This window comes from Polaribacter cellanae (assembly GCF_017569185.1).
Classification (GTDB): Bacteria; Bacteroidota; Bacteroidia; order Flavobacteriales; family Flavobacteriaceae; genus Polaribacter; species Polaribacter cellanae.
Genome location: NZ_CP071869.1, coordinates 1,817,939 through 1,835,002, shown reverse-complemented (window position 1 = coordinate 1,835,002; position 17,064 = coordinate 1,817,939). Strand labels below are relative to the sequence as shown.

The 17,064-nt window shown below is 30.6% G+C and carries 11 protein-coding genes; all 11 read right to left on the bottom strand.

What is annotated here, in order from left to right; translation table 11 throughout:
* Positions 1-599: 599 nt before the first annotated feature.
* Positions 600-1,358, bottom strand: a complete 759-nt coding sequence (locus J3359_RS08145; protein ID WP_208077397.1) for a dienelactone hydrolase family protein — start codon at positions 1,356-1,358, stop codon at positions 600-602.
* Positions 1,359-1,372: 14 nt separating this feature from the next.
* Positions 1,373-1,606: a DUF2798 domain-containing protein gene (locus J3359_RS08140; RefSeq protein ID WP_208080199.1), complete on the bottom strand. Its 234-nt coding sequence runs from the start codon at positions 1,604-1,606 to the stop codon at positions 1,373-1,375.
* 1,187 nt (positions 1,607-2,793) lie between these two features.
* On the bottom strand, positions 2,794-3,597 hold the full coding sequence (locus J3359_RS08135; protein WP_208080198.1) for a hypothetical protein: 804 nt from the start codon (positions 3,595-3,597) through the stop codon (positions 2,794-2,796).
* Positions 3,598-4,440: 843 nt separating this feature from the next.
* Entirely contained in the window at positions 4,441-5,889 is a 1,449-nt protein-coding gene (locus tag J3359_RS08130) for a S41 family peptidase (protein ID WP_208080197.1), read from the bottom strand.
* 347 nt (positions 5,890-6,236) lie between these two features.
* The gene (locus J3359_RS08125) at positions 6,237-7,847 is read right to left on the bottom strand and encodes an Eco57I restriction-modification methylase domain-containing protein (protein ID WP_208080196.1); all 1,611 of its coding nucleotides are present in this window, start codon (positions 7,845-7,847) and stop codon (positions 6,237-6,239) included.
* Complete coding sequence (locus J3359_RS08120; RefSeq protein ID WP_208080195.1) at positions 7,834-10,812, bottom strand: Eco57I restriction-modification methylase domain-containing protein; 2,979 nt, start codon at positions 10,810-10,812, stop codon at positions 7,834-7,836. Before J3359_RS08120 ends, J3359_RS08125 begins: the two co-directional genes overlap by 14 nt.
* Positions 10,813-10,814: 2 nt before the next feature.
* Positions 10,815-11,150, bottom strand: a complete 336-nt coding sequence (locus J3359_RS08115) for a helix-turn-helix domain-containing protein (RefSeq protein ID WP_151675475.1) — start codon at positions 11,148-11,150, stop codon at positions 10,815-10,817.
* A gap of 565 nt (positions 11,151-11,715) precedes the next feature.
* Positions 11,716-12,243 carry a condensin complex protein MksE gene (locus J3359_RS08110; protein ID WP_208080194.1) on the bottom strand — a complete coding sequence of 176 codons (528 nt, stop codon included), beginning with the start codon at positions 12,241-12,243 and terminating at the stop codon, positions 11,716-11,718.
* Positions 12,218-13,447 carry a hypothetical protein gene (locus J3359_RS08105; protein ID WP_208080193.1) on the bottom strand — a complete coding sequence of 410 codons (1,230 nt, stop codon included), beginning with the start codon at positions 13,445-13,447 and terminating at the stop codon, positions 12,218-12,220. The genes J3359_RS08110 and J3359_RS08105 overlap by 26 nt, the downstream gene beginning before the upstream one ends.
* Positions 13,440-14,228 (bottom strand): DUF2220 family protein, encoded by a 789-nt coding sequence (locus J3359_RS08100; RefSeq protein WP_208080192.1) that lies wholly within the window; start codon positions 14,226-14,228, stop codon positions 13,440-13,442. Before J3359_RS08100 ends, J3359_RS08105 begins: the two co-directional genes overlap by 8 nt.
* 16 nt (positions 14,229-14,244) lie before the next feature.
* On the bottom strand, positions 14,245-16,971 hold the full coding sequence (locus tag J3359_RS08095) for a coiled-coil domain-containing protein (protein ID WP_208080191.1): 2,727 nt from the start codon (positions 16,969-16,971) through the stop codon (positions 14,245-14,247).
* Between the last annotated feature and the right edge of the window lie 93 nt (positions 16,972-17,064).

The window sequence follows — 17,064 nt, the reverse complement described above, 5'->3', positions numbered from 1 at the left end:
GCGAGGAATTTCAGCATGAAATTCAGAAGTGTGCAAAATTGCAACTACTTTCGGTTAGGCTAAAATTAGCAATTATTTTTATACTTTGTTGCAAAATCGTTGTTTTTTCAGTTTATAATTCCGTCTTATTTTCCTTTTTCTCTCTTTAAAATTTCAACTTTTGAGTAATTTTCTCACTATTTTTTATTCAGAGTTTGAGTAAATTCCACAGTTTAGATTTTTTGTCTTTCCTCAATTCGAAAACTTCCTATATTCAGATTTTGAGTAAGAAATCCGCCAAACTTATTTTCAGAATTCGAGTAAGTTCAAACATTTTAAATTCCAAATTTTCTGATTATTTCTAAAATTTTCGAGCGAGAGAGTGTTCCACAATTTTCATTTTTTCTAAATTTTAAAAAATAAAATCTCAAAATTATTTATTCAGTTTGAGTGATTTTCACAAACTTGCTCGACAATGTTTTGCAACGGGTTTGTATATGAGCTGTGGCGTGCCTCGGCACAGACCTTTCCAAATAAAAACTGGCTTTGGAAAACCCGTAGGATTTTCCAAGTGAGGACTAACCAAGCCATAGCTTATATACTGTGTTGTGCGTAGTGTCTCAAAGTTTGTTTTTCAATATTTTTTGTATTCGTTCCCAAGCATTGTCTCTCGAAGACTTATCAAAAGTTAAAGGTCGCTGTTCGCAGAAGAATCCGTGTTTTGCTTGTGGATAAACTATTATCTCGTGACGAACGTTGTTGGAAGTCAAAGCCTCTGTCATTAATTCCAATTGTTCTTTTGTTATAAGGCTATCCTGCCCTCCAACAAAATAGTATAGTTGTCCATTGTTTTTTGCAATACCTGAAGTCAGCGTTACTGTTGGCTCTGGTTGACTTAATTTAATATCTTTGTTCACTATCCAACCTGCGTAAAAACAAATTGTAATTGAAAGGTCAAGTTTTGTTGCAGCCAAGTAAGCAATATGGCCTCCAATACTAAATCCAATAAAACCAATTTTTTTGGTACTTTTTTCCATTGATTTAAGAAAATCCATTGTGGCTTTTACATCTTTAAGTACTTCTTCACGTGAAAGTTGGTTCATCAATTCCATTCCTTTATTCCGACCTTCTGTGTCAAAAGAAAGTTCCAAATTTGGTTCTGTCCGATGATAAAAGTCAACAGCGATTGCTATGTAACCAAGCTTGGCGATTTTGTTTGTTATGTCCTTTATGTGTCCATTTACGCCAAAAATCTCCATTCCGATAATCACGCTCGGAAATTTCCCATCAGTTTCGGGTTGAGCTAAATAACCACTCATTTTGGAAGTGCTACCCTTGACTTGAATATGCACTTTTTTGCTTATTGTTTTGTGTTTCATAAAAATGTCTTTAATTAATCGCTGTCCTTTTTGCCAACAATCTTATCCGTTAATTTTCTGGCAATTGGCACTAAAATAAGAACAGATAGATATGCTATTGGGAACATAAAAATAGTTGTTTCTATGAATTTTTGAACCCACCCTTCTTTGAATCCATAATTATGGGATATTCCAACAAATGCCATAATCAGTGTCATTGGAACTGTAACTAAAACGGTGTTGATGTATTTATAAAATTTGTCCGACATTGCTTAAATTTTACTTGTCTTGATATGGTTTTTTCCATTACGCACAACGTTTTTGTATAAGAATAGTTGCGATTTTGTGCGCGAGGAATTTCAGCATGAAATTCAGAAGTGTGCAAAATTGCAACTACTTTTGGTTAGGCTAAAATTAGCAATTATTTTTATACTTTGTTAGCTTTAGTGCTTTTTTGTCCGTTTATTTTTTAGTCAATATTATATTTCGGTTGGCTTTTTAATTCCGCATTTTATTTTTTATTCAGCTCTACTTTCATTCCGAAAACTTGCTCAAATTCCGCTATATTTTTAGTTCAGATTTCGAGTGGGCAATTCCGCAACTTGCTAAATTCCGATTGAGTGAAATTCCGCTTTTTAATTCAGTTTTCGATTCCGCAAACGAGCTAAAAAGTCAGACGCAATTCAATTCAGAGTTTGAGTAATTATTCAGCTCAATATTCCGCATTTTATTTTTAAATTCTGCTTTAAATGACTTTTGATTTAAACCTGAAATTTTCGGTTTTGCAATGTCCCGAGCATTAAAGCTAACGTGTTTGTATAAGAATAGTTGCGATTTTGTGCGCGAGGAATTTCAGCATGAAATTCAGAAGTGTGCAAAATTGCAACTGCTTTTGGTTTAGCTAAAATAGCAATTATTTTTATGCGTTGTTAGCAAATGTTTTTTTTCATTCTCCTTTGTTCATTAATTGAATCCCAAAATTCAGCTTTTGAGTAAGAATTCCGCAATTTATATTTTTCATTTTCTGCTCAATTTCTCAAACTTGCTCAATTTCACGATTCCTTGGAAATTCCGCAATTTTGGTTTTTCGAGTCTAAGAAAATTCTCACGTTTTATAATTCCACATTTGAGTAAATTCCCACGCAAAATTTTACGAGCGAGAGAGTGCTCAGCATTTTGAAATTCATTTTTTGTGATAAAATCTATTAATTTTAATTCACTATTTTTTCAGCGTTTGAGTGAGAACAATATTTGCTAACGGTCTTGTGTATGGCTCGTTGCGTGCAAATTAGTGATTATTTTTCGGTTGGGCACAAGCCAGATTTTTAAATTTTACTATTTATCTTTTCTATTGGAAATCGTCAAATTTAAAAATTTGGCGACTTTCCAAATACGCCTTAACTTCGGATTAAGCAACTGATTAGCAATGAGCTATACACGTTGTTGCCCACAGTTTTTATTCTTTTTTCCATTCAAATATTTTCCTTCCACGTACTTTAAAATTAGATTCGCTTAATACTCTTCCTAATCTTATTATCTCAATTATCGAATCATTTTTATCGTACTTATATTCGTCCATAAACTCAACAAACTCGTTAGGATTTGTTCCTTGATTAAAAGAACTATCTATTTCTCTAAAGAGTTTACCTTTTTCGTTATACTCGAATTTTGTTTTCATTCTGTGATTTCCGCTAAAAACCCAATTTTCCAATTTCGGTCGATTTAGTGAATCGTAATAAAATTCAGAGATTTTAGGTTCTGCATTTCTGTCCTTCTCAATTCTCTTTTTCATAACTCCATTTTCAAATTCTTGGGTAATTGTTCTGAAGTTAGTCTTTGTCTCAATGAGATTTTTTCCCGAATCATATTTGAATGATATTAAAGTGTCAATTTTCTCACTCTTTTCTGTGATATATTTTAGTAAGCCTTTTTTATCGTATTCATAATTCTGTATGTCTATAAATGCTTTTCCTTTTCCTTCTCTTTTGTAGATTGATTTAGTCTTTTCAATCCGATTTTCATTGTCATCGTAGTAATAAAATTTAACGTTATTAATGTTAATCAACCGATTTTTGGAATCATAACTTTTAAATGACTTTCTCTGGGAATAAATAGAATCCTTTTTCGTCAAAGACTTTTCGGTTTTCCAAATCCGGTAACTCTCTTTTGCTTTAAATTCCGCAATCAATTTATCTTCTTCTAAATTCCCGCAAGAAGTTAAAATCAGACTTAAAAATGTTATGGTTAGCAGTTTTTTCAAATTCTGACTAACGTAAAATTATGTTTCTAAAAATCAGCAATTTATAAATATTCGATTTTCTCATATTTTCTTAAATTTTTAAGCTCAATTTACTCAATTTTTCGTTAGCCTACGTACTGAGGAAATTTGAGGTTTCTATGGGGGATTGTGGGCAACGTGTTTGTATAAGAATAGTTGCGGTTTTGTACGCGAGGAATTTCAGCATGAAATTCAGAAGTGTGCAAAATTGCAACGACCTTTGGTTAAGCTAAAAGTAGCAATTATTTTTATACTTTGTTAGCTTTAGTGCTTTTTTGTCCGTTTATTTTTTAGTCAATATTATATTTCGGTCGGCTTTTTAATTCCGCATTTTATTTTTTATTCAGCTCGACTTTTATTCCATAAACTTGCTCAAATTCCGCAATATTTTTAGTTCAGATTTTGAGTGGGCAATTCCGCAACTTGCTAAATTCCGATTGAGTGAAATTCCACTTTTCAATTCAGTTTTCGATTCCGCAAACAAGCTAAAAAGTCAGACGCAATTCAATTCAGAGTTTGAGTGATTATTCAGCTCAATATTCCGCATTTTATTTTTAAATTCCGCTTTAAATGACTTTTGATTTAAACCTGAAATTTTCGGTTTTGCAATGTCTCGAGCATTAAAGCTAACGGTTTTGTATATGGCTCGTAGCGTGCAAATTAGCGATAACTATTCGGTTAAGCACGAGCCGAATTTTTTAATTTTCTTATTTTCTTTTTTTTTCAATAAGCCAAATTAAAAAATTTGGCGGACTTGCAGATATGCCTTAACTTCGTTTAAGCAACTAATTAGCTATGAGCTATATACGTTGTTAGCGGCTGTGCTTATTTTTCAATTATTTTTTCTGTAAAATCAATCCACTTATATTTCGGTATGCTTTGGTCGATATAATAATCGGGTTGAATTCCTTTGTCGTCAATGGTCATTTCGGGAATTCTCATACTTTTAGAAGTACAAATGGCTGTTTTATAATCTCCACAAGGCGAAGTAACATAATAAAAATTTGAAATATCTAATGCTCCTCCAGTCGTTGTTCCAAACAGTTTTACTTTTTCACTTTGCTTTGCGGCTAGTAAAAATTGTTCGGTAGAACTGTAATTATTTTGATTGATTAATATTGCTATGTTTTGGGGATATTTGTAAATAGTGTCAAAAGTTAATGTGTCAACCGATTTATTCTCTAAATTGACGAATTTTCCTGTTGGTGTAGCTTTTAATTTTTTAAGTGCATTGTTTACCCATTTTTTTTCGGCTGTTGTTAAATCATTGTTTTTGGCAAAGTTTTCTATACCACTATTGTTCAATGGTGTCGATAATCTTTTTACACCTATTGTTCTTATTGGGTTTGTGTACAGAAATTTGAGTATTTCCTGAAAACTTTCATCGCTTCCGCCTCCGTTGTTTCTCAAATCGATTATTAAATTTTTCTTGCTTATAATTAGGTCTGTATTCAGATCTATAATGCTGTCGATTGCTTTTTTACTTTGGTAAGAAAATGAAGGGATTCTAATATAATTTGTGCTATTTGAAAGCTCTTTAAAAAAAGGTTTATTAACATTTATAACATTGAAATAACGTTCGACTTCCTTGTCGTTTTTGAAAGTAGAATTAAATCTTTTTAATGTAATATCTCCAATTTTTAGATAATTATTTCCCCACAATGCAACATTTTCAATTTCCTTTGCAGAATGGTCTTTCATAAAATAGGTTGATGTAAAAGATTTCCTTTGTTCTTTAATTTTAAATTTCACTTGTCCTTTTTTCCAATAAACACCATCAGCATCTATAATGAATCCAATGTATTCATTTTCCTGTTTCTTAACACCTATTTTATAAGAATCTGTAGTCCAAATTCCTTCAAAACCTATCGTTGTTTTACTGTCAATATATTTTTTGAATTTTTTATAATCAATACTGAAGGTTTCCCAATTTTTAAATTGTTCTGCAATTTGTTCGTTGCTTTTCCCTTTTTTTGTCGGAATGTTTTTATTTCTAACTATTGCGATATGACCAGACCTAAAAAACGTTAGCCATTGGTAAAGCGTTTGGGCACATTTTTCATAATCTTTTATATCTTTTGCTTTTTTTTCAAAAATTTCATTGTGCCTTTGGTATGCTTCTTTTCCTTTTTGTTTTAAAATGTAGTTGAAGCCTGCATCATTTTGTTCAAACGTCTCTTTTAACCAATTAAAATTATCTGTACAGTTACAATTTTGAGAAAACCCAACAAGTGGTAACAGCAGGACTAAAAAGGTAAGCTTTAGTGATTTCATTTTGATGTTTTATTTTATATAAGGACATTGTTATTTAAAGATTGTTACATTAGTAGCAGGATTTTTGTTACATTGCCGCTAACGGTCTTGTGTATGAAACGTAGCGTGTAAATAAACGCTTACTTTTCGGATTTGGCGTACTTTGTAAATGTATAAAAACCTCTCGAAAAGCCTATAATAGCTATGTTTTATACACGTTGTTGTGCATAGTGCTTTCACGTTCAGCTTGGTTTTCCGATGTTTGTTATTTAGTTCGGAATTGAGCGTTGGCAAGACATACTCTTTTGCAATTTTTGGCGTAGCGTTGGCTTTAGCGAATTGCAAATGTGTATGGCTTTGAGCGTTGGCTATTTTTTTCCTCTATTCAATCTTCGGTTTGATAGCTTTTTCCATATATTGTCCGCCAAGTCAATTTCTTTATAAGTCAAGCCGTAATTATCCTTTAGTATTTTTTTATTCGTGATTTTTAATAATTCCGAAATATCTTTCTTTTCACGAATCATTTTGTCAATAGTTGGTAACAGTTCCGCATTTTTTTCATTGTAAGGTAAAAGTATTCTCTCCACTTCGTTTGGCATTAATTCCAAAACTCCGCCACCGTGACTCCTTCCACAAATCTCCGCAAATGCAAAGGATAGAGAATTGTAGTAACTAGCTGTCAATGCTTTTATTTCCGTTTTTTCTTTTACAGTTACTCTGTGCATAGTATCTGTTGTAAAAGCCTCAGCTTCATTAATTATTAACTTTGGATACTTGTTGTTTCTCCGAATAAATAATGCATCTGATATTCTTTGTGAAGGCACAATTTGCCATTCATCACGTATTCTACATTTATAGCCTTTGTGTATTTCATTTTCCTCTCCCCAAGAAATGTAATCTCTAGCTCCAATCGAGCCATTTAGTTCGTCCATTTTTGGAAATGATAAAAAGTGTGTTCGTGCTTCGGAATTTCTGTTTTTAATCCAATCTTTTTCTGTGAAAATCGCACTTGGAACTTGAACACTTCTGCCAACTAATGGTTTTGCATACTTTTCTAAATTGTAAAATTGAACTATAGAAAGCGGAACTGTAAAAAATGGATTTGAACCTGTTGTAATTCCAACCTCTACTTTTGCGTATTCTTTAAGTCTTGGAATTATTTTGTCGTTTTGAAGCTTTTCTAAAAAGTCAATTTCATTTTGTTCAAGGAAATAAAAAGTCCATTTGTTCGATTTGAAATCAATTTTCTTCTTTGGACTTTTTAATTTTGATACATCTAATTTTTCTAGTTCTTCTGCATCTTTCAATTCTAAATGTTCAATCAAATGTGTTTTAGAATTATTTTTTTCGCATAATAATAAAACTACTTCTTGCTGAATGTCTGGAAACACCAACTTTTCAAAAGAAACAATGTTTATTTTATTATAAAATTGAGCTAAAAATTCTCGTAAGGGTTGAGCGTAGGAAACTTGAAGAATTTCAGCTGGTAATACAAATCCAATTTTGCCTTTTTCTTTTAAAAGTAGGGAAGAGCCAACAACAAACGAAACCCAAGCATTTGTTAGTTTAGAATACTTTAGTTTGGCTTTGTCAAAAATGTTGGAAGCAAATTCTTGTTGTTCTTTGTCAAAATATTGGTAGCGAATATAAGGTGGATTTCCGACTACCAAATCAAATTTTTGTTTGGTATTAATGCAGAAATCGTGAAAATCGGCATTAATAACGTTGGTCTTGTCCAAGCCAATTTTTTTAGATTTTTCAGCTTCAACTTTATCAAATTCTATTGCAGTTACAGAATTATATTCAAAATTGCCTTTCTGTATTTCTTCAAGAAATACGCCATCTCCACAACTTGGTTCTAAAATATCAAGTTGTTTATTACCGTTAAATGCCCATTTTAAAACAAATGATGCAATTGGTTCAGGTGTATAGAAACCACCCCTTAATTTTTCCTTTGATGCTTCTTTAATTAGTTGCATAAATTTCAGAAATTAAAGGGATATCACTATCAGCTTCTCCCAAGTTAAACAAAGTTTTAAGTGTATCGTCAAGCTCAGCTTTTAAACTGTCGAACTGACGTTGTAAAGGAATTGAGACTCTTTTATTTCCATTATTTTTATCTATTCCACCTTGGACATCAATCAATTCTTTTTGAATTTTCGCGATTTTATCGTGAATATCTTTCTCTGATTTAGTCTTAAAATCAATGAGTCTGATAGGTAATTTTTTGAGCACTTTTGTACCTCTTGCAATATAACCACCCCTGAATACTTCGCCAATTAGTGCAGAAAACCACTCTAGATATTTAGAGTTCAATAAAGCTTGAATGTAATAGATAGAGTATGGAAAGTTGTCAGGTAATGTAATCATACAATAACCTGCTGTACCACCTGATGATATTAAAGTGCCGAAGTAGTCAATTGCATATTTATTGCCTTGTGCTAAAACGCCAACAATAATTTTTGCAGGTACATCACATTTGTCTAGACTTTGATGTCTGCCATATCTGTACCATTCATTTTTGGTCTGAGGTTCAGGTTTAATGTCTCTTTTATCATTATCAAGTTTATCCTTGTAGTGATTTAAAAACTTATATGTTTCTGGATAGTTTGCTTTTAAATCATCAATTTCAACAAACTCAATTCCCTTTTTGGTTTTTAAGTAAGGATAAATAACAAATGAATTTGATAAAAATTGGCGATAAGTATATAAATTATCTTCTCCGCTAGAAGTCTTGAAATATGGTCTAGTTAATGTTTTCTCAACTTTCCATTGAACTCCATTTTTTTTGAAATAAAGAAAGTGTTTATCTTCTTTTTCTATCGAATGGATATAAATGTTATTGGCACTTGTTTGAATTCCATTGTAAATATTTTCAGAACCAATTAGCTCCTCTAATGTTTTTGATTGCGAAACAATTGAAGTGTATATTGGTTTTAAGATACTTGGATAAAGCACCCAACCATCTGCTTCTAAAGAATTTATTTTGAATTCATCAAAATATTCCTTTCCAATATTTCTTGTTTTCCAATTTTTTAATGAGTTTACCTCAAGATATTTGACTTGTTCAAGTTTTTCTTTTTTGAGAATTAAGAGACAGGTGTAGGTGGTTTTATTTTGAAAAACCTGATTTGCTCCAAAGGATATTATTTGCTGAATTACTTTATTATCGACAAGTAATTCTCTCAGTTTTTTTCCAGCTCCAACTTTCGCAAATTTACTTGGTACTATGTAACCAAAATATCCGCTATCTTTCAAAAATTCCAAACCTCTTTCAATGAAAAGAAAGTACTTGTCAAACTGTTTGTAAGATGATTCAAATTTCGATTTGTAAATAGGCAGTTCAAGAGGTGTAAACTCTTTCATATGTTCTGTAGCCAGATATGGTGGATTGCCAACGATTACATCAAAACGAGTTTTACCAAAATCAAAAGGATTTATTGCCTCTTGATTTTTTTTGTTTGTTTCTGATGGCTCAATTAGGCTATTTCCAAACTGAATATTTTGGTCAAGATTTGGTAATGCAGGTGTTGTTATCGTTGCATTATCTTCATTTTCAAGAAGTTTCAATAGCAAACCAAATTTGCAGGCTTCAACAGCATTGTAATCTTTATCAATTCCAAAAATGCAATTTTCTAAAACTTTCTTTTTGATTTCAAAGGGCAATTTGAAAGTGGTAATTGATGTTTGAATTAGTTTTTTTTTATTATTTAGCAAGTAATAATCAATAAGAATATCTTGTAATAATTGATAAGTTTCTAGTAAAAATGCCCCTGAACCACAAGCAATATCAGCAAATGAGGAATTTATAATTTCTTTATCAGTTTTATTTTTACAATGTTCTACAACCGTTTGCCTTAGAATATCTTGAATAATAAAAGTTGGTGTTGTAACAATATCTCTATCAACATTTTCAGGTTTCTTTTTTAAGAGAATTTGTCCGTTTTCTATCGTTAATTGTTCTCCAAGAAATATTTCATAGATGTTTCCTAGAATATCCGAAGCAAAAACTGAAAAGGAATAAGTGCTTTCAGGGAAATATAAATCTCTGATTATTTCCCAAAATGCGGAAGAGCTATCAGAAACTACTTTTTCCGTTAAAGGCTGATTAAATAAACCTGCGTTATATTTTTTGTCGGCTTCTTTGAATTTTTTGATAAGCGAAGCGAAATCATTATTTTCTGCAAAGTTTAAAAGTGTTTTATAGGTTTCTAAATTTCGGTCTTCACAAACTCTTAAAAATATGATACTATTGATATAAGACTGAACGATATCATTTAACTCTTCTATATTTAAGTCAGGTTTGTGCGAGTAAATTTCTTTGCCCAAAACGATGCGCCATTCGTTAATATGGGAAAGGAATAAATCATCTACACTTGAAAGTTTTAATTGCTCTTCAATTTCTTTCCAAGTTTCATCAAATTCTCCGGAATAGACAGCTTGGTTACTTAGCTGTTTTTTTATGTCCTCAAAAGCTGATTCATATTCTGTATAGTGATAAAGATTGATTCTAGATTTTGTTACAGAATCATCTTTTCCAACTTTTTGAGAGCAATCATAGATTGCCAAATACTCAAAATTTGATAAAACTGAAATTTTTAGTTTTGCTGTGAAACCATATCTACGAATCTGTTTTGCAGGATCGTTGTCGCTTTCAATTTTTACGTTTGGTTTTTTAGCTTCTAAAAAGAACTTTCGTTCAGAAAAAAGCCTAAAAGTGTAATCAGGTTTTTTAGTATTAGAACTAGCATCTGCTTTTAATCCTTCTTCAACCAAGACTTCACGTTCGTTAGTTGGTTTTCCAGTCGAGTTTTTAATGTCCCAACCAAGCATTTCAAATAATGGGTCAAGAAAATCTGTCCGAAGCTGAGTTTCGTTGTAATCCGCTTTTAGATATGCTTCTCTATTCGAGTGATATTTTTTAACAAGGTCTTTAATATTCATATTTATTTTAAGTCCAATGAACCTTGTTTAAGATTCTTATTTTTTAAATATTTAATTTTTTCTTCAGCTACTTTCAGGATTTCGTTTGTATTTTCTTCTTCGATAATCTGATAAGCTACTTTGTCGCTAAAAAGAATAAGTCCAAGAGTTTTTTCCTCTATTCCGAATAATTCCGCCAATATTGGAAGCATTTCTTTATTAGCACTTCTTTCGCCACGTTCAATTTTTCCCAATGTTGATGGGTCAATATCCAGTTTTGATGCAACTTTTCGTATCGGAAGATTTTGGTCTTCCCTTAATTTCCGTAAGTACTCTCCAAACGATTGTTTCGTATTCATTTTGCAGTATTTTTCCTTAAAATTTATTCAGGACAATAATTGTCCAAATTTAACAATAGATTTTGTTTTTCGAGCTAAAAATTTCGATTAATTTATTTCGGTGGTGTGGCGTTGGGAAAAGGCAAGCTCTTTTTATTTTTGAGGCACGAAAAAAATGAAATGTGCTTGACTGAGCGTTGGCGTTTTTAGTTCAAATGCTAAATTTTAGTACGACTTTCGCATTATGCACAACGTCTCCGTATATGAAACGTAGCGTGTAAAAAGACGCTGTTGTTTTCGGATTATACACGAGCCGAATTTTTATTTTTTATGTTTATCTTTTCATTTTTAAATATACAAAAATAAAAATTTGGCGGACTTAGCAAAGAAGCAAAAACCTCCCGGAAAGCCTTTAATAGCTATGTTTTATATACATTGTTGTGCATAGTGCTTTTCACGTTCTGCTTGGTTTTCCGATGTTTGTTATTTAGTTCAAATGTGTGCGTTGGCAAAACATACTCTTTTGCAATTTTTGGGGTAGCGTTGGCTGTAGCGAATTGCTAATGTGTATGGCTTTGAGCGTTGGCTATTCTTTTTCCAAAATGTTCTGTTCTTTAAGTTTTTCTTCTGCTATTTCCATTGCAAACCGAAAAAACAGTTTTATTGCTTTTGTAAATTTAAACTTACTTCCATTAACTTCTAAAAGATTTTTACTTCTCCACGTTTTTATAAACTTCTCAAAATCGGCAACCGTGGTTTTCTCCAAAATTTCCCATTTGCTTGATTGTCTTAAAAGTTCTTCTGTTTCTTGAATGTCAAAAGTTCCAAATTCAATTTTTTCTCTAAAATTCTTTCCCGAATAATCTAATTCTCTTGAAAGTATTGCAAGAAATAAAGTAAAATCCCTTGTTCGTTTTTCATTCACATCTTCTGATGATAAGTAAGCAAAATCAGTTTCTATAATAAGGTCAAAGTCATAAGATTTTTTGAAAAACTCAATATAATCTTCATCATTCTCTACTAAAACTCCAAATAAAGGATTTGGGTAAATCATAAATTTGCCATCTAAAAGTAAGCTAACTAATTCTCTATGTTTTGTTGGATATTCTCTCATATATTTTAACTTTTGGCATCATAAGTATGGCATCATCTAATATAATTTCGTTTCTCTCATCGCTATTGTAATCAACAGCTAAATCTTCTTCAAGTAATAAATTAGTAATAGTAAAATACTTTGATAATGTAATTTCTTGCGTGTGTTGCTTTAAAATATCAAAGCACCATTTATAAAAATCAGATACACCTTTCTCTTTCAATAACTGTTCTTTGAAATATGTAGAATCTGGCAACCATTCTAAATCTTCAACTTGTTCTACGTAAAACGTGTCAGCAGTTTTATAGTTAAACTGGTCAACGTAAAATTGTGCCTCACTATCAAATTTCTTAAAAATTGGATTGCCTTTTGTTTTTTTGATTGGGTGAGGAATAGGGATAATATATCTTTCAGGATAATCTATGTTTTCTACAAAATGATAAAAACCGCTTAGTATTATTGAATCACTTTTAATTCTATCAAGTAATGGTTTAAGCTCTCTTGTTAGCTTTTGTAAATTTTGGTCTAATTCAGTTCTTGCGTATAATGCAGATGCATACAATTTCGCATATTCTCTTTTTAACTTATAAGTTTCTGCCACATATCTTTTTTCACTCGTGTAGCTCTGAATTTCAACTATTGCAGAATAAAAAGATTCAGGATGTCCTTTCTCAAGAATTTTATTTAATGGCTCAATATATTCATCAATCCAAAATATAGCTTTTTCTAATCGTTTTGATAAATCAGAAAATTCATTTGCGTTAACTTTAAGAGACTCTGTATCTATTAAAAGACGTTGGGTTTGTCTATGAATATCGTTTAGAAAAACATCGATGACATTAATAATATTTGTAATTAAAACAACAGTTTTACTCGTCTTATCAGCTGTTTTGAGCTTTGAAAACAACTCAAAAATTGTTTTATATCTTTCTTTTAGTGTTTCTGGTAAATCTAAAGTAAAATCGTCAAATAAAAATTGTAAAAAATCAATATAACTTCTATTAATCTTAAAATCTTTAGTTGGTAATTGACGACAAAATTTGACATCGATTAGCTTTGTAATTGATATTTTTCTTTCGTGATTTAAATTGTACTCCTCAATGTATTTAGTTAAAGTATCTGAATCCAAAATGAAATCTGGTTTACTCACATCAAAGATTTCTTTTACAAACTCATAATGAACTTGTAAAAAAACTAATATTTGTTTACCAGATAATTTAATCATTTTGAAAAAGGGCTTGTTGTTCTAAAAATCGCTTTGTTTTATATATGTCAGTTTTTATTTTACAAACCAAAGGGTCTTTAGATTCTTGAACTGTTTTATGAGGATTTTGTTCTTTTCCATTCTTTGTTTTTATACTTCTTGAATATTTTTTGAAAAGATTTTCGTAATCCTTTGGGTAATATAATTGTGAGTCAGGAAATATACTTTTTACCTTTATATAGTTTTGCAACCCTTTGTAATCGTAGTCGGGAAAAACCCATAATTCATTGACAATCAATTTCTCTACAACAGATTTGCTTAAACCACCATAAGGATGAATAAAGACGAAAATATTATCTATAACTTTTTCTGCTTGAAGAAATGAATCGAGGTTTTCAACTATACATATTTTGTCTGTTTTTATTGTATTTACCTGAGCCGAAAAAGTGCCGAAATCTTTTGTATACTTTCCTAAGTTTACAATTTCATCGTTTATTTGGATATTTTTGAAACCTCTTACCAAAATAACATTCTGACTAACTCGTTTGCCTATTTTTGTATTTTTAAATGTTCCGACATTTGCATCAGCTGTAAAACTGTCGTGTAATTGCTTTGGAAACTTATCATTGAAATAATTTTTCAATTTTTGATTATTCTTTACAACATAACTGCCTCCTCCAGAAACAGCTTTTTGATATTCAATAAAACCACAAGTTAATAGAGTTTTAAAATCGCCACTTTTTTTAACAGATTGAGCAACCGATGAAGAGTTTAATCTTTCTTCGCTTATAATCTTACTCAAGAAATTATAAAATGTTTTATTCTGCATCTCTGTATTTTACTGGAAATGATTGTAATTCTCCAAATGAAATTTTTCTTTTTTGCGTTTTGTTGTTTAAGGTTGAAGGTTCCTTAATCATATAATATTTTTGAATTCCCTCAACTTTTCTTGGTGCTGCAAATACAGGAACAAAATGATTTACCTTACAAAATTGAATTAGATGCTTAACGTTCTTTTGACCGATTGCATCTAATTCATCAACATATATAATGACTTTGTTTTGTTCGTTACTATGGACTAATTCTTTAAGTATGTTTAAAAATAAATACAACTTTAAAACAATATTTGTTCCTCTAGATTGTACTTGTTTTGAGAGGTCAATTTCTTCTTTCTTGCCGGTAGCTTTAGTTATCTCAACACTAATTTTGAATAAATCAACTATATCAATTGATTTTCCCTGATTGGTTTCTAATTGTCTTTTTAAAGCGATTCTGCTTTCCTCGTAAGCGTTATCAAAATCAAGACCGTCAGAGAATTTTAGATTTGATATTTTCTTTAAATCTTCTATCAAATCTTTGTTTTCATTGATTTTTACCTTTACATCTTGAATGTTTGATATAGGATATTCAGCTAATTTCCGATTATAACTTTTGTAAACGAATGTTTTAAAATGCTCAAATTGTGTTAGAAATGAATCAGTTGGACTTCCAATTTCGTGTGAGAGAGTATCTAAGAGCGTATCGATTATACGAGTTGTCTGAGGTATATTTATGATTTCTTCGTCAACTTCTCTAATAAAGGTTTTTATATCTTGAATATCCTTGTTTAACTTTAGATTGATACTATCTTTAGACTTTTGACGATTTTCACGTGTGTTCCTAAAAGTTCGATACGTTTTCTCAAAATCAGAAAATATTTCATCAAAAGGTTTTTTTAGTTCTTCTTCAAGTTCATAGATATCATCATATCCAGTTATTGCATTATATTGTTCTTTATAATCACTTAGTTTTTTAATCAGCTTATTTTTTTCAATCTTCTTGCCATCTAATTCTAATTTTATAGAATTTATCTCTTCGTCCTTTTTAGTGATTTTCTCATCTGTTTTCTCTACTTCTTTTCCTTTCGCGACAATGAGTTCTTCATTTTTCTTATATAAAGTTTCAAGTTCAGGTTTCTTCTCAACTTTGTCAATAAGGCTTTGAGTTTTATCTATAGATTGTTTTAATGTATTTACTTGATTTTGGACACCATTACGGTCTTTAATTATTTTAAGTTGAGACTCTTTTTCTTTTAATTCTTTATCCAACAAGATAATTTCATCTTGAAGTGTTTTTATAGTTGGTAATTCATTGTCGAGTTCTAAACTCGAAACGTCAATTAGACCATCAAAAAATGACATTGGTAAGTCAGCTTTTGATATGGTTTTAATTATTTTACTTTTATCAAGATTTGCAACTTGGTTATCTAAATAGCTATAAACCTTCCTTACTACATCTTCGTCTTTGGAAATATTTTGGTAAAGCAAATTATCAAAATCAGAAACTGAGTTTTTCTTTCTGCCAATATCTTTGGTAAGTTTTCGAATAGAAGACTCAATTTCATTTTTAGTAAATTGACTTCGTTTCAGTTGATTTAATTTGGAAACTAATTCTTCGCGTATTGTTGTTTCTTCAACAACTTTAGTTTTGAGACCTTGATACAAGAGATTATCTTCTTTTGGTTCATAATCTTGAACTTCATCAATTACTGTTTTTATATCTTTATTTTCATTGGTTAAATCACTTATTCTATTGTTAGCTGTTGTTTTTTCAGCTACTAATTTATCTCTTTCTTCTTTTAAAGTTGTATCTATTTTCTTTTGAAGTTTAGCTATCGACATCGATAATTCACTTGTATCACTTACTTGTGAAGAAATTTCTTTTTCTGACTTGTTGAAGTTTTTAAAAAAAGTATGTTTTAGTTTACCCAAAATCAATTCTTGACTTACAAAATCGTCATTAAGGATTTTGAGTTTTTCAAATTCAGGTTTTATAGCTACTAAGTTTTGTAATTGGATTTTCTTTCTCTCAAATTCATCAATTTTCTCAAAGCTTGAACTTGAAAGAACATTTAAAGGTATATGCTGTTGGCCATCCGCAATCAGAAGTGCAGATTTAAACGATTTTTCATTGATAGCACTTGTTCTTATTAAATGTCTATAAATGTCTGTAAAACTATTGGAAAATGATTTACGTCCATTTCGTTTAACTTCTTTCTTTAACCAAACTACTGGATTTTTGTTTTTGTCAGAATTGTAAACCAGATTATAAAGTTCTTCGTTTGTTAATTTTATTGGTGGTTCTGTTGCATTTTTTAGAGTTAGCTTTTGTAGAGCCTCATTCCATCTACGAGCTTTGAACCCTTGATTGCTTTTCTCAATAAAGCAGTCTTCATCAAATTCTCCAATTATTTTATAATATTCGATTGAATTTTCAGGTGTAGCCTTAACAAGAATATTATAATATCCGTTTTTAAAAATTTCAAAAATGATATAGCTATGTAAACTTGTCCCATCAAAATAATGTTTCATTGAGTCAGATAGTTTTCTATCATCTTCAAATCTCATTTGCTCATTGTCAGTTATGTAAAGAAAGTTTAGTGTGTTTATGAAAGAACTTTTTCCAACATTATTTTCTGCGGTAATTTGAATGCTTGAGTTTTCTCCAATCTGAATACTTGCTTTTGAATATAATTCAGAGTTAATAATAATGATTTTGTTCAGCATTCTTTTTTTGTGTCTAAGATAATTATTTCCGAGCGTTGGCAAAAAACAGCTCTTTTATTTTTTTAAGTGTTGGCTTTCCGCTTTGGCAAAAAA